23 protein-coding genes and 1 tRNA gene are annotated in these 20,616 nt (G+C 65.9%); 16 read left to right on the top strand and 8 right to left on the bottom strand.

The annotated features are described in order from the left end of the window. Positions 1-13: 13 nt before the first annotated feature. Both EOD42_RS07595 and EOD42_RS26635 read right to left on the bottom strand, forming a co-directional pair. The gene (locus EOD42_RS07595; protein ID WP_127786899.1) at positions 14-934 is read right to left on the bottom strand and encodes a helix-hairpin-helix domain-containing protein; all 921 of its coding nucleotides are present in this window, start codon (positions 932-934) and stop codon (positions 14-16) included. Continuing rightward, positions 934-1,362 (bottom strand): helix-turn-helix domain-containing protein, encoded by a 429-nt coding sequence (locus EOD42_RS26635; RefSeq protein ID WP_408902154.1) that lies wholly within the window; start codon positions 1,360-1,362, stop codon positions 934-936. The genes EOD42_RS07595 and EOD42_RS26635 overlap by 1 nt, the downstream gene beginning before the upstream one ends. A 340-nt stretch (positions 1,363-1,702) precedes the next feature. On the opposite strand from EOD42_RS26635, the gene EOD42_RS25835 reads away from it, so the two are divergent. Continuing rightward, the gene (locus tag EOD42_RS25835; protein WP_164867821.1) at positions 1,703-3,793 is read left to right on the top strand and encodes a hypothetical protein; all 2,091 of its coding nucleotides are present in this window, start codon (positions 1,703-1,705) and stop codon (positions 3,791-3,793) included. Between the two features lies 1 nt (position 3,794). Next, the gene (locus tag EOD42_RS26495) at positions 3,795-6,140 is read left to right on the top strand and encodes a hypothetical protein (protein WP_127786896.1); all 2,346 of its coding nucleotides are present in this window, start codon (positions 3,795-3,797) and stop codon (positions 6,138-6,140) included. A 29-nt stretch (positions 6,141-6,169) separates the two neighbouring features. Here EOD42_RS26495 and hxsC read toward each other — a convergent pair whose 3' ends face one another. The 4 genes from hxsC to EOD42_RS07565 all read right to left on the bottom strand — a co-directional run bounded on the left by hxsC (position 6,170) and on the right by EOD42_RS07565 (position 9,940). Further along, the gene (gene hxsC, locus EOD42_RS07575) at positions 6,170-7,360 is read right to left on the bottom strand and encodes a His-Xaa-Ser system radical SAM maturase HxsC (protein ID WP_240655046.1); all 1,191 of its coding nucleotides are present in this window, start codon (positions 7,358-7,360) and stop codon (positions 6,170-6,172) included. Next, positions 7,357-8,757: a His-Xaa-Ser system radical SAM maturase HxsB gene (gene hxsB / locus EOD42_RS07570; RefSeq protein WP_127787203.1), complete on the bottom strand. Its 1,401-nt coding sequence runs from the start codon at positions 8,755-8,757 to the stop codon at positions 7,357-7,359. The genes hxsC and hxsB overlap by 4 nt, the downstream gene beginning before the upstream one ends. 418 nt (positions 8,758-9,175) lie before the next feature. Then, the gene (hxsA2, locus tag EOD42_RS26630) at positions 9,176-9,454 is read right to left on the bottom strand and encodes a His-Xaa-Ser repeat protein HxsA2 (RefSeq protein ID WP_206020287.1); all 279 of its coding nucleotides are present in this window, start codon (positions 9,452-9,454) and stop codon (positions 9,176-9,178) included. Positions 9,455-9,694: 240 nt separating this feature from the next. Then, complete coding sequence (locus EOD42_RS07565; RefSeq protein WP_276318133.1) at positions 9,695-9,940, bottom strand: helix-turn-helix domain-containing protein; 246 nt, start codon at positions 9,938-9,940, stop codon at positions 9,695-9,697. A 127-nt stretch (positions 9,941-10,067) separates the two neighbouring features. Here EOD42_RS07565 and EOD42_RS07560 point away from each other — a divergent pair, with 127 nt between their 5' ends. From EOD42_RS07560 to EOD42_RS07490, 14 genes are all read left to right on the top strand, one after another. Further along, positions 10,068-10,553 carry a hypothetical protein gene (locus tag EOD42_RS07560; protein ID WP_127786894.1) on the top strand — a complete coding sequence of 162 codons (486 nt, stop codon included), beginning with the start codon at positions 10,068-10,070 and terminating at the stop codon, positions 10,551-10,553. Continuing rightward, positions 10,550-11,023, top strand: a complete 474-nt coding sequence (locus EOD42_RS07555; RefSeq protein ID WP_127786893.1) for a hypothetical protein — start codon at positions 10,550-10,552, stop codon at positions 11,021-11,023. Before EOD42_RS07560 ends, EOD42_RS07555 begins: the two co-directional genes overlap by 4 nt. Further along, on the top strand, positions 11,020-11,385 hold the full coding sequence (locus EOD42_RS07550; RefSeq protein WP_127786892.1) for a hypothetical protein: 366 nt from the start codon (positions 11,020-11,022) through the stop codon (positions 11,383-11,385). Before EOD42_RS07555 ends, EOD42_RS07550 begins: the two co-directional genes overlap by 4 nt. Positions 11,386-11,393: 8 nt before the next feature. Next, positions 11,394-11,861, top strand: a complete 468-nt coding sequence (locus EOD42_RS07545; protein WP_127786891.1) for a hypothetical protein — start codon at positions 11,394-11,396, stop codon at positions 11,859-11,861. A gap of 48 nt (positions 11,862-11,909) precedes the next feature. After that, a complete protein-coding gene (locus EOD42_RS07540; RefSeq protein ID WP_127786890.1) occupies positions 11,910-12,359 on the top strand; it encodes a hypothetical protein in 450 nt (149 codons plus the stop codon). 265 nt (positions 12,360-12,624) lie between these two features. Further along, on the top strand, positions 12,625-12,840 hold the full coding sequence (locus tag EOD42_RS07535; protein ID WP_127786889.1) for a hypothetical protein: 216 nt from the start codon (positions 12,625-12,627) through the stop codon (positions 12,838-12,840). Positions 12,841-12,959: 119 nt separating this feature from the next. Continuing rightward, a complete protein-coding gene (locus tag EOD42_RS07530) occupies positions 12,960-13,205 on the top strand; it encodes a hypothetical protein (protein WP_127786888.1) in 246 nt (81 codons plus the stop codon). Between the two features lie 137 nt (positions 13,206-13,342). Beyond that, positions 13,343-13,582, top strand: a complete 240-nt coding sequence (locus EOD42_RS07525; protein ID WP_127786887.1) for a hypothetical protein — start codon at positions 13,343-13,345, stop codon at positions 13,580-13,582. Then, on the top strand, positions 13,579-13,863 hold the full coding sequence (locus EOD42_RS07520; protein WP_127786886.1) for a hypothetical protein: 285 nt from the start codon (positions 13,579-13,581) through the stop codon (positions 13,861-13,863). Before EOD42_RS07525 ends, EOD42_RS07520 begins: the two co-directional genes overlap by 4 nt. Beyond that, entirely contained in the window at positions 13,863-14,114 is a 252-nt protein-coding gene (locus tag EOD42_RS07515; protein ID WP_127786885.1) for a hypothetical protein, read from the top strand. Before EOD42_RS07520 ends, EOD42_RS07515 begins: the two co-directional genes overlap by 1 nt. Then, entirely contained in the window at positions 14,114-14,374 is a 261-nt protein-coding gene (locus EOD42_RS07510) for a hypothetical protein (RefSeq protein ID WP_127786884.1), read from the top strand. Before EOD42_RS07515 ends, EOD42_RS07510 begins: the two co-directional genes overlap by 1 nt. Continuing rightward, positions 14,371-14,670, top strand: a complete 300-nt coding sequence (locus EOD42_RS07505; protein ID WP_127786883.1) for a hypothetical protein — start codon at positions 14,371-14,373, stop codon at positions 14,668-14,670. Before EOD42_RS07510 ends, EOD42_RS07505 begins: the two co-directional genes overlap by 4 nt. Continuing rightward, positions 14,670-15,143 (top strand): hypothetical protein, encoded by a 474-nt coding sequence (locus EOD42_RS07495; protein ID WP_240655044.1) that lies wholly within the window; start codon positions 14,670-14,672, stop codon positions 15,141-15,143. The genes EOD42_RS07505 and EOD42_RS07495 overlap by 1 nt, the downstream gene beginning before the upstream one ends. Continuing rightward, positions 15,136-17,598, top strand: coding sequence for a hypothetical protein (locus tag EOD42_RS07490; protein WP_127786882.1), 2,463 nt, complete (start codon positions 15,136-15,138; stop codon positions 17,596-17,598). Before EOD42_RS07495 ends, EOD42_RS07490 begins: the two co-directional genes overlap by 8 nt. A 1,680-nt stretch (positions 17,599-19,278) precedes the next feature. On the opposite strand, the gene EOD42_RS07485 is transcribed toward EOD42_RS07490, so the two are convergent. Both EOD42_RS07485 and EOD42_RS07480 read right to left on the bottom strand, forming a co-directional pair. After that, positions 19,279-19,352, bottom strand: a tRNA-Arg gene (locus EOD42_RS07485). Between the two features lie 59 nt (positions 19,353-19,411). Next, complete coding sequence (locus EOD42_RS07480; protein WP_127786881.1) at positions 19,412-20,611, bottom strand: Zn-dependent hydrolase; 1,200 nt, start codon at positions 20,609-20,611, stop codon at positions 19,412-19,414. Positions 20,612-20,616: the final 5 nt, after the last annotated feature.

Genomic DNA, 20,616 nt, shown 5'->3' with positions numbered 1-20,616 from the left:
TCGGGTGCCAGGACTAGCGGAAATTCCTCGGCCTGACCTTGATGCTGTCGATGTGCAGGTCGGGGATGTAGATGTCCCGCGTGCGTAGCCCCCTCGGCGGCGCATCTCGGTGATCAGGCGCTGAGCTGAAGTTGTGAAACTCATCCCCCCGCCCATGCGGCACCGGGAACGGCGTGTCCCTCTCGCCCACGCCAGCCAGCTCCGGGGACATGTCGGTGAGGCGCTTTGCAACCAGGTGCACCACTTCGCCCTCACGCTGGATACGCCCCTTCACCGCCAGCATGCCGGCGCTGAGGATTGTCCGCCGCTCCTGCTCGAACATGCTGGGCCAGATGACGAGATTGGCGATGCCTGTCTCGTCTTCGATGGTGATGAACATCACCCCCTTCGCTGACCCCGGCCGCTGCCGGATCAGCACGATGCCCGCCACCTCCAGCCACTTGCCATCACGCGCTGCCGCAGCCTCGGCACAGGTCACGATCCTGCGGCGCTTCAGATCCTCGCGCAGAAAGGTCAGCGGATGGTCCCGCAGCGTCAGCCCGACATGCCCATAGTCCTTCACCACCTCGCCGCCCGCAGTCATGGGTCGCAGCGTAACGCCGGGCTCATGCACCTCAGGTACCAGCATCTCGGCCTGCTGGGAGGCGGCTGCAAACAACGGCAAGGGTTCATCCCGCAGCGGCTTCAGCGCCCACAACGCCTCTCGCCTGGCCAAGCCCAGCGAGGGCTGGAACGCATCCGCCTCCGCCAGTTGCACCATCGCTGCCGCAGGCACGCCCGCCCGGTGCCAAAGCTCGTCCGTGGATCTGAACGGGGCGCCGCCACGCGCCGCTACGATCGCCGCGGCATGCGGGTTGGAAAGCCCCTTCACCATGCGGAGCCCCAGCCGGACCGCGAACTCCCCCTCACGCCGCGTGAGCCATCGCTCATCCATCAGGATATCTTACCCCGCTTCGCCTTCTGAGGCGCCAATGGGGAGATGGCCGGCCGAAGACCGATCATGCGCTCGTACTCCTCCTCTGAAATCACTCGCTCGCGCCGATGTCGGCCGGCCAGCTGCGGTGACCGCCAAATCACATCGCGGGAGCGCGGCGGAGCGCTATTGGCCGTGCGGGCGAGGTAGGCGTCTATATCAGCTTTTCGGGCGGTCCAGATCCTCCCAACCCGCGACGCCGGTAACTCTCCAGCCCCCACGAGCTTCAGAGCCATACGCGGTGTGCAACCTAGCAGGGCCGCAACATCTCTCAGCTGAAGGCGAGCGCTGCCTGACAGCTTATCGAGGCGCCGGGTATCTGCCTCATCTGTCGGGTAGGTCCGCGTTGTCGGGCGATCTATGGCGGAAGGCGCGCCCCCGGCGGACATCGCTGCGTCAATTGCGTCGCGATCCCAACGCGCCTCAGCAAGCACCGCCGATGGCTGAGGGAGTGTGCCGGCCCGGACGTAGTCGGCAAATACGCTCTCCCTCAGGCTTAGGTATGCCGCCGCTGCCCGTCGCGTCAGCCAGCGATTATCCATTGGCTTCATCCATCCTGCATTTCCGCCGATCATCGGCGCCATTTGCCAGAAGGTCCAAGGAACTGCCTTCCAGCTCCGCTGCGCATAGGAATTCCGCAGATTTGCGCGCCATTGACGATGTGAAAGTGATGCTCTTTCCCATTTTGTGCTATGATGCGCGCGGCAAAATTGGTGAAAGGGCAAGCCGATGGCAGGCCACCTCGCCGCCCTGACGGGCGACAACCAGCTGTTCATGCGCGACCCCGAGGCCGCCGCTATCCAGCGCAACCGGCGGCTGGCCGAGATCCTGGCACAGGACAATCCGCAGACTATCCGCAGCCACACGCAGGGCGCCGCGCACCTCATCAACATCCTTCGCGGCAATCTAGGCCTCCAACAGGCGGATCGCGACGCGCGCGAGCTTCAGGACGGCCGCCAGCGTGAACTGTCGGCCTTCATCGACAAGTCGGGCCTAGTCAGCGCGTTGATGAATGGCGGTCAGCCTGCAACACCCGCCGCTGCCCCGAGTGCGGGCAACATGCCCCGGGCGCCGATCCAGTCCGAGCCGTTGCCGCCGCCGGCTGCCCCGCAGCAGCCTGCGCAGGCGCCGATGTCGCCCGGCGGCCTTCCGCGTGGCTATGCCCCGACCGGAGTAATGGCGCCTGCCTCCCCCTCGGCTCCGGATGTGCCCGTGCCAGATGGTCCGGGCGCTCCAGTGGCGTCGCCCGCACTGCGCGGACTTACCGATGATCTCGGGCGGCAGCGCGCTGCTATCCTGGCCGACGCTGGGTTGACCGGCGAACAGCAACAGCAGCGGCTTGCCGCGCTCGGCAACTCCTACTGGAATTCTGCGCCCCGTGCGGCGGCCTCCGACTACGGCTCGCCGCAACCAGTTCTGGCGCGAACAGGCGCAGTCGCAGGCCAGCCTCCCGCACCGCAGGCGCCGTCCCTGGCCTCAGCGGTCGCTGGCACTCAGCCCCAGCAGCCCCCCGGCCCTCGGCCTGCGCCTCCGCGTGAAAGCCTGTCTGGCGTTTCCACGCCCATCTCGGATAACCGGCAGATGCTCGCGTCTGCCGTGGCGGGGACTGCACAGCCCAATGCGACTATGGCACCGGGCAACCAGAACAGCCGCCTGCTCGCTATCGCGCTGATGGGCGGCACGCAGAGCAACCCGCTGATCCGCGAGTATGCCCAATCGCTGCTGCCGATGGCACAGGCTGGGATGGAACGTGATGCGGCCCGCCTGGAACGGCGCGAGCAGCGCGCCGACGACCAACGGTTCCAGCTTGGCCGAGATGCGGCCGGGCGCGCGCATGCCGAAAGCATGGCCCGCCTTACGGCTGGCCTGTCGGCAGACAACCAGCGTCCCATTCCTGGCCAGCCGGGAACAACCTTCATCAACCCGCGCACGGGCCAGCCGGTCTATACCGTGCCTCGGTCCGGTGCGTTCGAGGGCACCAGCATGACGGCGCAGGCAACGAACCTCGCCATGCAACTCGGCCCCAAGATCGCCGATGGCACAGCCACGCCCGAGGAAGTCGCGCTATACCGGCGCGCCTACACCTTCCTGCGGGAGGGCGGGGCACCGCAGGAGGTTGCCGACCCGAACGACCCGACCGGGCAGCGCCGTGTCCTCGCCATGGTGCCGCGCGACGTGTCTGACCTGCCCCCGCCGCCATCCGGCAGTCAGCAGGCCCCGCAGGCCGGCACACAGCCTCCCCGCCCGCGTGCCGCACCTCTCCCTGTAGCGCCCATCGACCCCGGCACTCCGCAGCGTCCTGGCCCGGTTCCTGGCACTGTGGCCGAACCACCTGCGGTCACCGACCCGAACGCCCCACGCATCATTCCCGGCACGGCACGCCGCGACCAACCGCTGACCGATGCCCAGGGCCGCGCCAACATGTTCGGCCAGGCAGCGGAAGGCGCCGACCGCATCCTGTCCCGCGTCAGGATCCCATCGGCCCCCGTACTGGCGGCATGGCGCAACCTGCCGGAAGGCGCAGTGAACCCGGGGTTGGACGCAAACGACCAGCAGTATTTCAACGCGGTCCGCCAATTTGCTGCTGGCGTGCTACGCCGCGAGACCGGCGCTGCCTTCACCAACCAGGAACTCCTGGACGTGCAAACCCGCTTCTTCCCCAGCCCGGGGGATAGCCGCGAAGTGATCGAGCAGAAGGCGAATGCCCGCCGGCAGGTCATCGAGAGCATGCGCGCCGAGATGCCGGGTGGTGCATTCCGTGGTGGTCAGCCGGCGGGTTCGGTGCCGCCGCTGCCGCCTGGCTTCAGGGAGGTCCGCTGACATGGCCAACAACATCATCGTCAACGACGCGGGCGAAATCCGCATCCTCGATGACAACGGTCAGTGGGTAGCACCACGACGCGCGAGGAACGACGAGACGGGCCGAGAGCTGTTCCTTGACGGCAATTCCTGGCGCGATGTGCAGGAGGTGGTCCAGCGTGATCGGCGCAACCGCGAGAACACTACCGCGCGCGAGCAGAACAGCGGCGTCACCGGCTATGCTGGTGGCCTCGCCCGCCAAGCCCTGAACGGGCTCACCTTCGGCTTCGGTGACGAGATCATCGCGGGCGCCCGCTCCCTCGGCGACATCACCTATGAGCAGGCCCTTGCCGAGGGCCGCGCGCGCGACCGCGTGTTCCAGGAGGACAACCCGATTGCTGCCACTGTCGCCAATGTCGGCGGTGGCGTTGCCGGTATGTTGGCCCCGGGCGGCCTGGCTGCACGAGCCGCTGGGGCTGTCGGCAGAGCAACCGGCGCCACCGCTGGTCTGACGGCGCTGGGCGGGACGCTTGCCGGCCTGCCGGGCGCGTCAGGTGCGGCGCGCGTCGCGACATCACTGCCGGCCCGTGGTCTGGCCCTCGGCGCCACCGCTGGTGCAGCCACCGGCTTCGGTGAGGGCGAAGGTGGCTTCGGCAATCGCGCGGCCGGAGCCGGCCAGGGCGCCGCCGTGGGTGGCGTCGTTGGTGGTGCGCTTGGCACGGCGCTCCCACTGGCTGGCCGCGTCATCTCGGATGTCGGACGCACCTTCAACCTGACCGACCCGACCGCCACGGCGGAGCGCCAGGTTCTTCGCGCCCTGGGCCGTGATGGCGCCTCCCTGAACGAGGTGGCCGCGAACCCGCCCGGCGGTGGTGTGGCTGCGCTGGTGGATAGCGGCGGGCGCAATCTGCAGAACCTCACCGCTGGCGCCGCGAACACACCCGGCCCGGCGATGGATACCGCCGATCGCCTTGTGCAGATGCGGCGTGCTGGACGTCCTGAACGGGTGGCCGAGGCCGTTGACGAGGCGCTGGGCGGCGGCGGTGGCACGCGGGTGATGGATGAGGTGGCCGAGCTTCAGGCGCGGCGATCTGCCCAGGCTCGCCCGCTGTACGAGAGTGCCTTTGCTGGCCGGCTAGATGACACCGCCCTGCCCCGCCTTGCCGAGATGGCGTCGGATCCGCTCGGGCAGCAGGCCATGCAGCGCGGCCTTCGTGTGATCCAGATGGAGCACCTCGCCGAGGGACGCGCCTTCAACCCAGAGGACTACGGGGTGCGCTATATCCGCCCCGGCGAGCGCAATGGCGTGGCTGGTGCACGTGTGGAGGCCACCTTCCCCCCGGAGCCGGTGCCGCCTCAGCCGCGTTACCTCAACGACCCGGTGCAGGGCCGGGTGGTGGACGAAGCCGCGACCGCCGCCGAGCGAGAGGCATATGAACGCGCCGTCACGGCAAGGCAGCGCGCGATGGCAGAAGCCCCCACCGATGGCACCGAAGCCGGCCGGTTCGTGCTGGTGGATGGCCAGGCGCCGAACCTTCGCCTCATGGACGCGATCAAGCGCGGTCTGGACGATGAACTAGAGACGTTCCGCCAGCCCACGGGGCAACTGCAACTCAACCAGTACGGCCGCGCTGTCGAAGGCATGCGCCGTTCGCTGCTGGACACGCTGGACGGCGCGAGCCCGGGGTATGCTGCGGCGCGTGCAGCCTGGGCGGGGCCTTCCGAGGCCATGGGCGCGCTGCGGCAGGGTCAGGCCGCGTTCCGCACCAACCCGGATGTCGTGGCCGGCCAGGTCGATAACCTGTCGCCGGAAGCACGGGACTTCTATCGACTGGGCGCCGGCCGAGCGATCACCGACATGACGAGCGACCCAGCACGCGCTCCATCACTGGCACGAGTGCTGGCTGAGGATCGACGGCACGGTCGCCGTCTGGAAGCCATCGAGCCAGAACCCGCTCGACGGCAGATGCTGGTCGACATCCTTCGCCGCGAAGCCGGCATGGCCGATGTCGAGCGCACAATTTCCCCGCGCGTCAACTCGCAGACCGCACGCCTGCTCGCACAAGGCCAGGACGACGGTGCAGCGCCCGCAGAGTTCATGCTATCCGCACTGACCGGCAGTGGCGGGATACTAGCGCGCATCCTGAGCCCGGCTGTGCGGCGTTATAGCGGGGTTAACGACAGCACTAGTCGGGAACTAGCCCGCATCCTCATGGACACGGACGCGGCGCGGAACGTGGAGACTGTGAACCGCCTTCGCGCCCGGGCACAGCGGGATGAGGGCGCGTCGCTGCGGGCTCGGATGCTGGCGCAGGCAGTCATGGGCGGCACGGCAGGTGGTATCGTTGGGCAGTGGAACGGGCGGTAAAAGCTGACTAGGTACTCTATTGCCAGCGGTCATCTACCAAGAAAAGTAACCGGTTCAGCGATGGGTTGGATGCCTCGACTAAACTTGGTCTTCCCTGTCGTGAAGAAGCCTGCGCAGCGCCCTGCTGCACTGCAAGAGGAACAGACATCAGGGCGATCGTTCTTCCAGTCCGAGATTGAGCGGACAGCCCAGGGCCGCACTCCTTCGGGCAAGACGCAGAGTGGTAAGTTGTAAATGGAGGTACGAATGCCGGCCTCGGAGAGGACTGCGATGCCATCAGTCAATGCGGGACCGTAATCGAGCGGATCCATCCAGAGAGCAGCATGATTTGCAAGCGCGAAGCCGGTGTCCTCCATCCCCATAAGTGCAACATGATCCACGAAGGGCATATTCCGCGCGAGCCAAGTGCACGTCTCAACAAGCCGCGGCGCCGTGAGCGCGTGTAGTACAACGCGAATTTCTACCCTCTGGCCTGCATCTTTCATCCGAAGCACGCCGAGCACCGTTTCGTCGAACGCGCCCCTCGACTGCACAACATAGTCGTGGATGGTGTCCACTGCCGAGTAGATCGGGATTCCCGCCCACAGATCTGGGTGCTGAAGCGCGGCCCAGTTCCGGACCACCGCCGCTCGGGAAAAGGCACGCCCGTTGGTCAAGACGTGGACACCAGCGTGCGGCAGCAGGCGTCCCACCGCGCCTAGGAGCGGAATGAACCGGTCCGGGGCCAGGAGGGTTTCACCACCGGTAAAACCAACAGACTTCGTTGAGGGGTCTATGAGAGGGAGGCACTCGTAGATTTCGTCGATGATCCAGCCATCGTCCACATTGCGTGGTGGTTGGGAACACATCAGGCAGAAGTGGTCACAGCGCTCAGTCACAAGGAAAGAGTTGTGATTTGACTCGGAGCGCCACAACACTCGCACCCGGTTGGTTGGAACATCAAGCGCAAGGATGTCACCTGGGGTGAGGTGGGAGAAGCGGTTATCCAGTAACACCCGGCGCCCGTTGGCGCCGGATCCAGGTTCGCTATCACCAATTGCGACAAATGTATCGAAACCCTGCAACAAGGCCATAACAGCGTGATCTGTAGAGCGGATCAGCGCCGCGTCGGCCGCATGGGAGGGCGTATCGGCGGGGTCACGAAGGCGAAGCAAAGTTCGACCAGAACCTTCGCTGAAACCAGTTGCTCGTCCTGTACCGTGAAGTGCCAGTGGCGTCATCGAGACACCCAACTCCGAAGAACCGCTGCGTCCCTACCGCCCCGCTCAAGTGTCTCGATGAGGATCCTTAAGATGCCCTTCTGACGGGAACAGAAACCTGATAGCGGCTTGATGCCGACCGCATCGCCTTGCGTCGCATGATGGTAGACGGGATCCGCGCCGCAATGGGCCTCATAGGCACATGATCTGCACTCGGGTGATGTTTGGGACAGCGTACCCCCGACCAAATCGATCAGCCGTTCCGAGGTGACGAGGGAGGCGTAGTCAGTCTTGCCGAGCGTGCCCAGTTCGAAGGTCTGATCTCCCATCTCTGCCAGCATCCGACCTTCGTCGGAAGCGAAAACCTTGCCGTCGTAGTTGTAGACGAGGGCGCCGATACCTATGCCCGCAGGACTACGCAGATCAACATAGCCAATCGGCTGATCGGTCAGGATACGCTGGAGTAGGAGGGAAGCATAGAATTCGGGGAATCTGATACCCCTATGATTGAGATCAAGGATATGACGAAGGCCCCGCTCATAGAACGTTAACCAGCGATCGCTGTCGTAACCATCGTACCACCGGGTCTTCATCGCGAAGCCATACGGTGAAAGGGGCCTCAGGAATATGCCGTCGAGTCCAAGACGGACATACTCCTCAATGATCTCCTCGACCCGATCCAGGGAGGCATCGGTCGTCGTCATAAGCGCTCCGATGCGATCGCGCCCTAGAAATTCCTGCACCCGCTGAATGCCTGCGGCGGCAAGCGCATGGCTATTCCCGCCTGGCCGTGGACGATTGCGGTTATGCAAATCGGCAGGCCCATCGAGAGAGGTCGATAGATGGATATGATGATTTTGGCAGAAGGTCAGGATCTTGTCATCGAGCAATGCAAGATTGGTCGCGATAACGAACTCGACGGCTTTGCCTTTAACTTCTGCCATTCGCGTCGCCGCCTCGACGGCAAAAGCAATCAAGGGGAAGTTCAAGAGTGGTTCGCCCCCTTGGAACTCCAGCTTGATTGCTTTTGCCGGGGAGGACATTGCGACCTCGAGAGCAAGGAGAGCGGTCTCCTCGCTCATGTCATAGCGCTCAGCTCCGGTGTTTCGGCGAGACACCTGGCAGTATGGGCAAGAATGCTCACATCGTAGCGTGACCACCAGGATATGAAGGGCCGTCGCATCCCTCAGGAATGCCATCCGGCTCCGAAGGCGAAGTGCAAGAAGCTGTAGTGGCGCCCTGGCCCCCTCGCGAGCGACGAGCAGACGCTCGGTAGCTCTCTCATAGAGGCCGTCACCGGGACGCAAATCTAGCGCAATAAGACGTTCGAACTCTACTTGCGTTAGAACGAGGATATCACCGACGGTATTAGCGACAATTACGCGCTCCGGGGAAAGTCTCTCAAAGCGTATAGGCATTAGCGCTAGCTGCCCATCTAGGGGAGCATAGGCATCTATGGTCTGGAAACGCGACACTTGGACAGTCCTTCTCCGAGAAGCGCAATGGACTAGTCGCCGGTCAGGGCGCCTGCATCTCGCGCTAGGGCGCCGAAGGCTAGGGCAACAATGACATCGCGAAGACCTTGCGTTTCTCGCTCAATCCGAGCGCGTAGGTTTTCGTCATTCAGCACTGCCAAGAAATGCGCACGCAACGTCTCATCCGTGAGGCCCTTGCGGCGACCTAGAGCTGTCCCCTCAAGCCGACAGATCCACTTTCCGTCATGCCAGTCTACTTGGCAGGTAGCCAGCGCTGCCACGCGATAAGCGGCTTCTCGTAGGGCCCCTTCAGACTGAGCCTCGGGTGCAAATGTTACCACAACCTCAGGCATTTCTGAGACTACCTGCCAGAGTAGTGAGAGCGGTGCGACGCGTGGGAACTATGGGAGACGTGCGACGAATGCTGAGCAATTACCGTGCCGTCTTCGGCTCTTGTCACAAGGAAGCCAAAGAGATCGTCCCCGGACATAACGATCTGATTTGGGATAATGCGCATCGAGCTAGAGCGCTGACTCTCGGTGCTATCAGATGTAGACTCCGGCGTGCGGGACGCCTCGGAAATCGTCGGCAACGCGGCAACAGCGGCCGCGAGGGACAGAAGGGGGATGTGCTTCTTCATGATGGGCCTCCGATAAGCGGAGATAACGCCTGCTACCAGCAATATTCGTCAAGGCAAAACGTCTCAATTAAGCCAATTAGAACCAGAATCCTGACATTCATTGGATGTTCGAGGATCATTTGAGAGGGATGGCCTTAAGCCGCATTCTCTCGATCAGATTCTCTTGGTGGAGAGAAAATCCGAGCCTGTGAAACCCTGCGCTGCAACCCTTGCAGTCGTGCTGTTGATGCTGACGAGCAGCTAAGCACTGCCGCCCTTCTTCAGCCTGACCCCAGGCCCTTCCCCGTTCTCATCCACGAAAATCACGCCAGCTTCTTCGAAGGCCGTGCGGATGGCGTCGAGGGTTGCGGGCTTGAGTAGCTCTCCGCGTTCAAGGCGGGCAATCGTATCCGTCGAAACTTCCGCCAAACGGGCTAATTCACGGACACCAAGGCCGGTGGCAGCGCGGGCCATCTTGCATTGCACAGCTAGAAGTTTCTGAACCACGTTACGATTCCACTTGACGTTGGATCGTAACCCTGTTGCGATATCGGCGCAAGAAATTGCAGCCGAGCAGAGGGGTTAGGAGCCCTCTACCCGGCCTGACCGCAACGAGCTGAAGGAACAGCACGTCATGGCTGAACACGCCTATACGCCCGAGGTGCGCCCGGGCAATCCCCAAGATGAATCATGCGCGCCCGGCGCTGCCCGCAAGCGCACGCGCCCCACCCTGGCCGCCTTCAATGCCATGCAGGCCGAGCGCGACGCGATGCAGGCGCAGCGCGATGAAGCTGTGAATGTCTACCGTGACTTCGAGGCTTTCGGCCGCCGTATGGCCGCCGAGCATGAAGCCATGCGGAAAGGGCTGAGTAACGTCTCGACCCGGATCATGGATTGCGAGGGCGGCATTCGCGCGCTGCGCATCCTCGCTGACTACCAAACCGAACACGCAGGCGAGGACCGCCTTGAAATGGGCCGCGTTGAGCACGCCCAGGACTGGATTACGCGCCGCCTGGTCGTGGAGATCGCCCACGCGGGCGAGACGGCCGAGGATGCCTTGTTGGGTAGGCCCACGACGAATGAGGGGCCTGTGCTCCGCGTGAAAGGCGGTGCGGCATGAGCCCCGAATTGCACCGCCGGCTGGCGAACCCGGATATGGGGCGCGCCTGCCCTTTGGCCGAGGTGGGCGCCAAGCTGGCCCGCCTGCTGCCCAAGAAGCATGCCGCCGAGCTGTCGGCGCTTTCCGCTCATCACGGTGGGGCGAGCCACGCCGACAAGGTGGCCGCCACCGCGAAGCACGACACGATCCAATCCCGCGCCCTGGCCCTGGAAGATCAACTGACCTGGGGGCCGGCCGAGACGCTAGAAGGCGCCGCCTTCGCCATCAGTGTGGCATTCAGCCGCCTGCAACTGGTTAAGATCTACGTCTCGCCTGAGGACGAGCAGCACGTCCAAGCTATTGCCCGCGCCCTGTGGAGCGCCCGCCATGCGCTGGAGCAATCCACGGGCAAGGTGCTGGCGCCTGCCGTAGCTGGCTTCCTGATGCCGGAACGCATGAACCCGTTCCTCGCCCTGGGGGATGAAGCATGAGCCCCCGGCCCAACATCGCACCCGGCTATACCGTCCTGGTGCTGGAACGCGCGCATGCCAGCGCGGCGGCTGAGGCTGCGGTCCTGGCGGTGCATCCCTTCGAGGATGAGAGAGGCGAGACGCCCGCCGCCCTGGCCGCGCTCGACGCCGCCCATCTGGCGCTTGATGAGCTGGCCGCGACGCCCGCCATCACGCGGGATGACCTGCTGGCGAAGGCGGCCACGCTGCTGCCCCACATCGAGGCCATGGGCCGTTCATCCGAACGCCTGATGCAGAGCCTCGCCCGGGACTTCGCCCGGCTGGCGCCCGAGCTGTGCCCGCTGCTGGGCACGATGAGCCCGCAGCCGGTGGAGGCCGCATGACCCCCTCCATGGACCGTAGGGCCGTCCTGGCCCTTCCTGTGGCCGCTGGCGCCTCTGTGGCGCTGGCGGCTACCCATGCCGCCCCGAAAGCCTCCGGCGGCCCTGACGCGGCCCTGTTGGCGCTGTGCGACGAGTTTCAGCGCCTCAACACTCGCCTCTGGAACCTGCACCTTGAGGGCCTGTCAGACGATGACATGGAGCGGGTAGGCGACGAGGTGTCGGCCGAGCTGTCCGAGGTGAGCGCCGCCCTGATGGCGCTGCCACCGGCCGCCACCGCCGCCGGCATGTGGGCGCGCGTAGCCGCCGTGATCGCCTGGCGCCCAGTCCTGCTGGACGACGCGGCAGGTTCCGAGCGCTGCGAGGATGAGCGCCTGGTGGGCATGCTGCTGCGCGAGCTGGCCGCCGCGCTGGGGCAGAACAGGGTGGGAACAGATCGTTGCAGCCCGGGGCCGAAATGGTGGATAATCGAGGCGTGAGAACAAGCGCCGCGTCGCCCCCTTCCGCGCAGATGGAGGGCCGCACCAATGGCCGATGATATGGTGTCCCTTCGCCGCGAGACGGCGCAATGGATGCAGACCCTTGCCGATCGTGCTGGCGCGATGGACGTGGATGCGGAGGTGATCCGCACCGCCGCACGCTTCGGGGAGCTGGCCGTTCGACAAATCGAAATCGAGGAAAGCGAGCTGGACTTCGACGCCATGGTGGCGGCGCTGGGGCCTGTCCTGGCCGAACAGCGGGAGGTGGCTGGCGAGCTGGCTAATCGGCCCGTGTGGTCGCTGTTGGGGCTGTTCCAGCTTGCGAATGCGGTGCTGGTGGGGCGGCCTGAAATGCTTGACCTGCAAGCGGGGCACACGACCGAACACGCGCTTGTGGCGGTTCTGCTGCGAGCAGTCTTGAACCTGACCCTGCAAGTCACGGACCAGCCGCCGATCCATTCCTTTTTCCCATCGCTGGCGCCGAAGCACGACGCCTAGCCGAGAGCTGGGGGAGGCAGGGCCGGCCAGCCCGCGCGGACTTCCGCACCGCGCAGCCTTCCCCAACCACACATGCGGACGCCCAGCGGAGGCGACTATGCCCTATCGGCCCACAGGGAAGAAAAATGGACGACCCCGTGTTGATCCCGACGCACCAGCAATCGGCGGGAGCGTCCGCGAGAACAGGTTGTCTCTTGGAATGCCTGCGTGGTGGTTCCCTTTGGCTGAGCAGGAAGCGCTCAGTAACACGACGGGTAAGCACGTCATGGCCAAGACTCTCGCACAGAAATCAAAGGCTGCGATCAGCCAAGCCAGGAAGGATCCTCGATACATTCGGTATCGAGAGCAGCGCGAGCGGGAAATCCTTCTTATTGCTGCTCAGGACGCCGCCGACCCTGAAGCCTCTAAGGCGCATAGACGCGATCTTCGAGCCGACATCGCTGCGGCGTTCGACACAGCGCAACGCAAGGACGGCGAGTAGGGGTTTTACTGAACAGGTTGGGGTTTTGGTGAACCGGCATTGCTCGTGGACTCATGTTTCTTCTGGCACCACGGAGCCCTGCGGGAAGCAACGTCCCGCAACGTGACGAGGAGCTACCAATGATCCCCGAGTTTCCGTTGCTCGACTTCACTAAGATCCCGCCCCGCGTTGACCGCCGTGCGGGGGCGGCACTGCTGACGCAGTACATGTTCCCCATCAGCAAACGTACGCTCGAGGCTTGGCCCCTGACCTGGCGGCGCGTGAACGGCAAGGCGGTGGTGGAGACGAAAGAGCTCTTCGCGCTCGCTCAGCAGAAGCTCGACGCTGCCCCCGCGATCCGAAACGGCAAGAACATAAACCCGTAAGCAAAAAGAAACCCTCCGCCCGGCGGGACGGAAGGCTTCTAGCAAAACATCTGGGCAATCGACATCCCTGATGTAGCGCCTGAGGCCTTAAGGCTCAAGCCTCAAACCGCCGGGTTCCCGCATTTTGGAGAACCCCAATGACCGCAAAAACGCTCGACGCCCGGATTCCGTCTGGCCCCCAGAAGATCACCCAGAGCACCATGCGCTCCCCCATCTGCGCGGCTGATGAGCCCCGCCGGCTGGTCTATCTGCATGGCGTCACCACCCCGGACGGCGAGCCTGTGATGGCCGCCGCCACCGGGCATATGCGCCGCCCCTGGCTGGCGCTCGTCGGCACTACGATGGCTGCGCTCGCCCGCCGGGACGGTGTGGCATGAGCAACGTGACGCCCCTCCGTGTGAACGATGCCGGTGCGATGCTGGCCCTCGCCTACGACAAGGCGCTGGAACGCATGATGGCGGCCGAGAAGGCCGACCTTTCTGCGGATGACCAAGAGGACGAGGAACTGAAAGCAACGGCGGAGGCGCGCGCAATCTTGGAGCGCCTAACCGCCGATGCCGGGATACTCGACGCCATCGCGCATGCGCTGGCCAGCCGCGCTGCTTGGGTAGCCCAGTGGGGCGAGCGCAGCGACGACCCCATGGACATCCCCTTCTGATGCCGTCGCCCGACATCACGCCGAAGCAGTTGCGCGAGGCACAGGCCAGGGCTGCGCAAGCCGCCGAGGCCGCCGTCCGCGCCTCTGTGGCTGGCCGCGAATCTTACGGGCTCTCTCTGGAACGTGGCTTGATGGCCGCCATCCCGGAGTTGCGCTTCATCATCAACGACGCCCGCGAAATCGGGCTGGTGGCCGGCCGCATCGTCAACAAGGCGATGTCGGCGGCCTACCGCGCGGAAGGCATCATCTGATGGACGAGACCGAACTCAACGACCCGCCGCAGGAAATCAACACGCTGCTCGCGGATGCGCTGTATGGCGCCGAGGTGGCCGCCACCGCGGCTCTCCTGCGCAACGAGCCTCCCCAGGCCGTGCGTGACGCCGCCGCGATGGGGGCCGGCCAGCATCTCATGGGCGAGGTGCAGGACATCGACATTCGCCGCGCTGTGGCCCTCGGCCTTGCGCGTGAAGCCGTGGACCGCGTGGCCCACCGGGTGGGGGTGCCGCTGTGAGCGAATTGCACACCCGCGTGCGGAGCCTGGTCAGCCTCCCTGATCTGCCGACGACGCACAGCCATGTGGTCATGGCCTCCTACGATCCCGACAAAACGGACCTGCCTGCCCTCTTCATGGGCGGCGGCGTCTCGGCGCTGCTGGTGGTCCACCGCCCGTTGAAGTGGCTGGACGCCAAGGGCCTCAGCATCGCCAAAGCCACGCTGGCCGAAGGCGGGGCTATCGGCATCGCCTATCAGAACCCCGTGGACGCGCTAAATGCGCGCGCCCGCATCGACGTGATGGGGCTGGATTGATGGACCCGAACAATACGCACTCCCAGGCCCTGGCCGCCGCGTTGGCGCGGCCCGACCTGTCGCACAGCCTGCGGGCCTTCCTGCAAGACGTCCAGCGCCAAGCCCAGCGCCGGCCGCTGTCGCCGCGTCAGGTGGAGGCCATTGACCGGATCGCCAACGCCCCTGCCCGGCCGAACTTCAGCCTGATCAACCGCGCGGCCGTGGCACGCCTCCCGGACGTGCTGGCGCGACTGCTTCCCGGTGGCTGCCCCATCGGGAACGAATGGCACGTTGGCAGCCTCCGCGGCGACACGGGGGACAGCCTCCGTGTTCGCCTTCGCGGTGAGCGTGCCGGCGCTTGGTGCGACTTCGCGACCGGCGACAAGGGCGGCGACCCGATCAGCCTGGCCGCGGCGGTGGCCGGTATCTCGCAGGATGAGGCGGCCCGTCGCCTCGCCCGCATGCTGGGCATGGAGGATGCGGCACATGGCTGATGGCCTTCACGATCCCTTCGCCCCTCTCGACGCAGGTCCGGTCGTATATGCCCCGGAATTGCCCGCCGAGCCTGCCGGCCCTGCGGCGCAGCCGCCGCCCGACAACATTCGGCACCGCCGGCACGGCACCCCCGCCGCGACCTGGCGCTATCGCGATCATGATGGCGCCCTGCTGTTTGCGGTTTGCCGTTTTGACTTGGCGGACGGCGGCAAAGAGGTGCTGCCGCTGACCTGCGGCTCCGAGGGCTGGCGCTGGAAGGCACCCGCCGATCCCCGCCCCCTCTATGGGCTGGATCGCCTCGCCGCCCGGCCTCACGCCCCGGTGGTGGTGGTCGAAGGCGAGAAGGCGGCAGACGCCGCGGGCACGCTGTTCCCCGACTTCGTGGCCGTCTGCTGGCAGGGCGGATCGAACGCGGTGGGCAAGGCCGACTGGTCCCCGCTGCGCGGCCGTGTCGTGGCCGTGTGGCCGGACAACGACCCTTCGGGCAGGAAGGCCGCGGCCGAGGTGGTGAAGGCAGTCACCGCTGTCGGTGCCGCCCGTGTTGGTGTTGTCGCAGTTCCCGAAGCCTGGCCACCCAGGTGGGATGTTGCGGACCCGCTCCCAGAGGGAACGACGGCCGAGATGGTGATCGGCATGCTCGCTTCTGCGGTGGCCGAGGTGGCGCGGTGCGAGAGCCCCGGTGACGCGCTCCGTGCCGATGTCGCGCGCGCTGCCGATATGCCACGGGAGGACTGGCTTGCCGCCCGCCTCGAGATAGCGCGCAAGCATCGTGTCCCGGTCGCTGAGTTTGACGCGCTGCGGGCCGAGGCATTGCGCGAGAAGCGCGAAGCCGAACGAGCAGTACGGCCGAACGACGAACCGCCTGTCGATCCCCGCGGGCGTGCCGACCTGTTCGTCGATGCCGCCGATCTCCCGGACACCGCGGGCGAGTTGGCGGGTCTGCTGGCAGCTCAGCCGCATCTGTTCGACCGTGGCGGCCCGGCTCGTGTCGCGCGGGATCGCACCCGCGATGCTTTCGTGGTCGAGCTGCTGACACACAGCGGCGTGGTGACGGAGGCCCATCGCATCGCCCGCCCCTGGCAATGGGTGCGGCTCAAGGACGGCAGCACGGAGCGCCGCGACGTGACCCTCTCCGAGCGCGTCGCCAAACTCTACCTCGATGACCGCGACCGCTGGGGCCTTCGCCCGCTGGACGGCATCACCTCGGCGCCGCTGTTGCATGCGGACGGCTCACTGCGCGCCGTCGAGGGCTACGATCCCGAAACCCATCTGTGGTGCGAGCGCATTCCCAGCGTGGACGTGCCGGAACGGCCCAGCCGCGACGACGCCTCCGCCGCCTTGCACCGGCTGCGCCGCTGGTTCCGCACCTTCGCCTTCGCAGACAGCGAGCGCGTCCAGGAGCCGGAGACAGTGGTGACGGTGGTGGACACCAGCAAGCCGCCTGGCGCCGACGAGAGCGCGTTTCTCTGTGCGTTAGTGACCGCGGTTTGCCGACCCTGTCTGTGGCTGGCGCCGGGCCTGCTGGTGCGAGCGCCTGAGTATTCCGGCGCCGGCACCGGCAAAGGGCTGCTGGTTCGCGCCATCTGCGCAGTGGCCTTCGGTGCCCGGCCGGTGGCGATGACGGCGGGCGCGTCGCCGGAGGAACTGGACAAGCGCATCACCGCCGCGTTGATGGAGGCGGGCCCCACGCTGTTCCTCGACAACGTGAACGGCATGGCCCTCAAGTCGGACGTGCTGGCCTCGGCCATCACCGAACGGCCGGCGGCTGTGCGCCCCCTAGGGCGCAGCACGACAATCCAGCTCAACCCGACCGCCTTCGTCGCGGCGACTGGCAATGGCTTGTTGCTGTCGGAGGATATGGCGCGTCGCTTCCTGACGGTGGAGTTGGACGCCAACATGGAGGACCCCGAGGCCCGTGACTTCCGCGGCGACCTGCTGCGCGACACGCTGGTCGAGCGAAAGGCATTGCTGACGGATGTCCTGACGATCTGGCGCTGGGGCCGGCAGATGGATGGTCAGTTGCCAGCCGGCCGGGCTCTGGGATCCTTCAACGATTGGGGGCGCTGGTGCCGCGACCCGCTGCTGGCCCTTGGCTGCCAGGACCCGGTTGCGCGCGTGGCGGATGCTAAGGCTCGTGACCCTCGCAGGCAAAACGTGGCGGAGATCTTCAACGCCTGGTGGGAGGCGCACGGCTCCAGCGCGATCGGCGTGAAGGACCTGGCGGAGGCTGTGCGCGATGTCGCGGACCCGGCAAGCCGCGGCCGGCAGTATCTCCAAGCTAGGGTGCGGGCGCTGATCGGCACCCGGGCGGCCGGCTTCGTCCTGATCCATAGCGCGGCCGAGGGGAAGTGGAGCGGCGACAAGTACGCGCTCCGCCAGGCCGTGGGGCAGAGCGCCGTCACCAGCCAACCCGAAGCGCCGGTCGAGGCCAAGCCGTGGAGTGGCCTTCTATGAGCGCCGCGCATGCCATGGAGCAAGCCCAGGCGGCCGGCGTGAAACTGACGCTCCTGCCGGGCGGGACTGTCGGGATGGAGGCGGACACCCCGCCTCCCGAGGCCGTCCTGTCAGACCTTCGACGGTATCGCGATGACATCGCGGCGCTTCTGATCGCGAACCAGACCCCTATGACCCCTATGACCCCTATGCATTCGGGGGTTCTGGCCGAAGTCCAATCGACCGGTCCGGGGGTGTTGTCCGTGCATGACGACGCAGAACGCGAGGCCCTGGCGGATCACTACGGCCAGCCGGCCAGCCCGAGGCCATACGTGCCGAGTGATCCCGATCCTCTGCGGGACGGGTTGTTCTCCTACTCCCTGGCCCGTTTGCCCGGCGGCGCTCCTATGGACCAGCCCCCACCCGGCGCCTGGTGCCGCTGTTGTGGCCGGCTCGACCGATCCGGAGGGCGCTGGTGGAGGCCCAACGACGAACCCCGCGGATGGCGATGCTGGCCATGCCATCCCCCTGTCCATCTGCGCCAAGGCGCCTTCGTGGAGATCACGACATGCCCCCCCCAATCATGAACGCCCCATCGTCAAAGAGATCAGCATCCCGCCGGGTCACTTCCGGACCCCGCGTGTCATCGCCACCGTCGAGGTGCGAGGGATCCGTCTCCGAGTCCTGGTGCGCCGCCTCCGTAAAGCAGGCCTAAAGGCAGAACCATTCCCTGCAGGGCCGGACATCGCCTCATTCGAGATGGACAGTCAGCTCTGGGAAACGGTCCAAGCAGCCACAGAGCAGGCGGTGTTCGAGCATGCGGCGGCGATGGATGCCTTGGCTGATTGATGACGCCATTTGGAAATTCAGGAGCACACACATGGCCCGTGGAAGGCCGAGGATCTGGAACACAATCGAAAGCTGCTCCTCCCTTACCCTGGAGGTATGCCAGGCCACGCGGAAGCATCGAACTCGGATCGCCCAGCTCGCAGACGGGCAGCGCCTGAACTTCAGGGCGGGATGGCGATGGCCTCACTCGGGCTCAGGCGGCGTACGGCATCAGGTGCTTGCCGACTTCTCCATGGAGCGAGAGGCTGGACAGGTAACCCTACACTTCGACATCGATATGCCCTGTGGTCGCACTGGGCCTCAGGAGCAGGTCATAAGACTTGAAACCACGCCCTGCCCCTTCGGCGGTAGGAGATGGTGGTGGACTTGCCCGTTCAGCTATCGCCGCTGCGGAGTGCTGATCCTGCCCAACGGAGGCTCCCGTTTCGCCTCACGTGGCGCGGGCGCCTACCGCCTGATGCACGACAGCCGCGGTGAGGATGCCAACGACCGAAGCCACCGGCGGCTCAGGCGCATCTATGCCCGTCTCGGGGCGCCGTATCAGGGGGCTGATGCTAGCCCACCTCCAAAGCCGAAGTGGATGCGCTGGCCGACCTACGAACGTCTGTGCGGGGAGTGGCGTGACGCACAGGACAGGCACGATTGGATCTTCATCACTGCGGCTGATCGGGCGACGGGCGGCGCGCTCCTGAGAGACATTGGTGGGTAGCTGAACGACGCCACCGATTCGTGCCCTTAGGGCGGCAACTGGACCACCCGTCCGGTCAATGTCCGGTCAGCGCCGTAGGGTCAGCGGGAATCGCGTAGAGCGCACAACCAATAAACTTAATAATTTCAACCAGAAAGAAGGTATGTCCCCGGCGGGATTCGAACCCACGGCCCCAGGATTAGGAATCCTGTGCTCTATCCTGCTGAGCTACGGAGACACTGCCTTCTTCCTAGCCCGCCCCCAGCCCCGGCCACAAGACCGGGGCGGCAGAGTTCATCAGACCGCCAGAAAGCGCTCCGCGGCACCGCCCAGGATCTGCATGCACAGCTCCAGATCCTCGATCTTCGTATCCTCGCTCCAGTGGTGGCTGATGCCGCCGATGGAGGGCGTGAACAGCATCGCCACCGGCATCAGCCTGGCGATGTACTGCGAATCATGCCCGGCGCCCGAGGGCATCTTCTGCCAGCAGCCGGGCTGCACGGCCTCGGCCGCCTCGGCCAGGCAGGCCATCATGGCGTGGTCGCACATGGCGGGCTTGGACAGCGACACCGCCTCAAGGCGTGCGGGGCATTTCTCGCGCCGGTTGCTCTCCTGGATCAGGCGGCGCAGCACCGTCTCCAGCTCGGCCAGCTTCTCGGTGCTGATGTCGCGGAACTGGAACAGGATCTCGGCGCGGCCGGGGATGATGGAGGGCGCGCCCGGTTCCAGCGCGATGCGGCCCGTGGTCCAGGTCGTGCGCTCACCCACATGGCGGGGGAATTCCTGGTCGATGGCGGCCAGCAGGCGCACGGCGGTAAGCCCCGCGTCGCGGCGCTCGGCCATGGTGGTGCCGCCCGCGTGGTCCTGGTTGCCCTCGATGACGATCTTCCACTGCCAGATCGCCACGATGCCCGAGACGACGCCCGCGCGCAGGCCGGCATTCTCCAGCTGGGTTCCCTGCTCGATATGCATCTCGAAGAAGCCCTTGTAGCGGCTGGCCTCCAGCGGCGGGCGCGGCAGCCCCGCGAGCCCAGCGCCGGCCAGGGCCTCGCGCAGGGTCTGCCCGGTCGTGCGGTTGCTGGCCGCGTCGATCTGCTCCTCGGTCAGGATGCCGGTCAGGCTGCGGCTGCCCACGAAGCCGCCGTAATGGCCTTCCTCATCGGCGCAGGCGACGACATCCACCGGCAGCCCGGCGCGGGCGAGCGCCAGGCCCGCGACCACGCCCAACGCGCCGTCCAGCCAGCCGGCCTCGTTCTGCGTCTCGATATGGCTGCCCGCCAGCAGCTTGATGCCCGGCCCCTTGTGCTTGCCCAGCACGTTGCCCACGCCGTCCATCGAGGGCTCCAGCCCGATCTCGGCCATGCGGTCCATCAGCCAGCGGCGGGACTCCATGTCCTGCGGGGTGTAGGTGGGGCGGTGCACCCCGGTCTTGAACTCGCCGATCTTCCGCAGCTCCTGCAGGTCGGCGATGAAACGGGCGGTGTCGATCTGTGCCATGCGCG

Source organism: Rhodovarius crocodyli (assembly GCF_004005855.1).
Lineage (GTDB): Bacteria > Pseudomonadota > Alphaproteobacteria > Acetobacterales > Acetobacteraceae > Rhodovarius > Rhodovarius crocodyli.
This window is presented reverse-complemented; position numbering and strand designations above follow the sequence as displayed.

Excerpts from the sequence above, each read along its gene's own strand:
- EOD42_RS07595 (WP_127786899.1), bottom strand. The coding sequence starts at position 934 with ATGGATGAGCGATGGCTCACGCGGCGTGAGGGGGAGTTCGCGGTCCGG.
- EOD42_RS26635 (WP_408902154.1), bottom strand. The coding sequence starts at position 1,362 with ATGTCCGCCGGGGGCGCGCCTTCCGCCATAGATCGCCCGACAACGCGG.
- EOD42_RS25835 (WP_164867821.1), top strand. The coding sequence starts at position 1,703 with ATGGCAGGCCACCTCGCCGCCCTGACGGGCGACAACCAGCTGTTCATG.
- EOD42_RS26495 (WP_127786896.1), top strand. The coding sequence starts at position 3,795 with ATGGCCAACAACATCATCGTCAACGACGCGGGCGAAATCCGCATCCTC.
- hxsC (WP_240655046.1), bottom strand. The coding sequence starts at position 7,360 with ATGACGCCACTGGCACTTCACGGTACAGGACGAGCAACTGGTTTCAGC.
- hxsB (WP_127787203.1), bottom strand. The coding sequence starts at position 8,757 with ATGCCTATACGCTTTGAGAGACTTTCCCCGGAGCGCGTAATTGTCGCT.
- hxsA2 (WP_206020287.1), bottom strand. The coding sequence starts at position 9,454 with ATGAAGAAGCACATCCCCCTTCTGTCCCTCGCGGCCGCTGTTGCCGCG.
- EOD42_RS07560 (WP_127786894.1), top strand. The coding sequence starts at position 10,068 with ATGGCTGAACACGCCTATACGCCCGAGGTGCGCCCGGGCAATCCCCAA.
- EOD42_RS07555 (WP_127786893.1), top strand. The coding sequence starts at position 10,550 with ATGAGCCCCGAATTGCACCGCCGGCTGGCGAACCCGGATATGGGGCGC.
- EOD42_RS07550 (WP_127786892.1), top strand. The coding sequence starts at position 11,020 with ATGAGCCCCCGGCCCAACATCGCACCCGGCTATACCGTCCTGGTGCTG.
- EOD42_RS07545 (WP_127786891.1), top strand. The coding sequence starts at position 11,394 with ATGGACCGTAGGGCCGTCCTGGCCCTTCCTGTGGCCGCTGGCGCCTCT.
- EOD42_RS07540 (WP_127786890.1), top strand. The coding sequence starts at position 11,910 with ATGGCCGATGATATGGTGTCCCTTCGCCGCGAGACGGCGCAATGGATG.
- EOD42_RS07535 (WP_127786889.1), top strand. The coding sequence starts at position 12,625 with ATGGCCAAGACTCTCGCACAGAAATCAAAGGCTGCGATCAGCCAAGCC.
- EOD42_RS07530 (WP_127786888.1), top strand. The coding sequence starts at position 12,960 with ATGATCCCCGAGTTTCCGTTGCTCGACTTCACTAAGATCCCGCCCCGC.
- EOD42_RS07525 (WP_127786887.1), top strand. The coding sequence starts at position 13,343 with ATGACCGCAAAAACGCTCGACGCCCGGATTCCGTCTGGCCCCCAGAAG.
- EOD42_RS07520 (WP_127786886.1), top strand. The coding sequence starts at position 13,579 with ATGAGCAACGTGACGCCCCTCCGTGTGAACGATGCCGGTGCGATGCTG.
- EOD42_RS07515 (WP_127786885.1), top strand. The coding sequence starts at position 13,863 with ATGCCGTCGCCCGACATCACGCCGAAGCAGTTGCGCGAGGCACAGGCC.
- EOD42_RS07510 (WP_127786884.1), top strand. The coding sequence starts at position 14,114 with ATGGACGAGACCGAACTCAACGACCCGCCGCAGGAAATCAACACGCTG.
- EOD42_RS07495 (WP_240655044.1), top strand. The coding sequence starts at position 14,670 with ATGGACCCGAACAATACGCACTCCCAGGCCCTGGCCGCCGCGTTGGCG.
- EOD42_RS07490 (WP_127786882.1), top strand. The coding sequence starts at position 15,136 with ATGGCTGATGGCCTTCACGATCCCTTCGCCCCTCTCGACGCAGGTCCG.
- EOD42_RS07480 (WP_127786881.1), bottom strand. The coding sequence starts at position 20,611 with ATGGCACAGATCGACACCGCCCGTTTCATCGCCGACCTGCAGGAGCTG.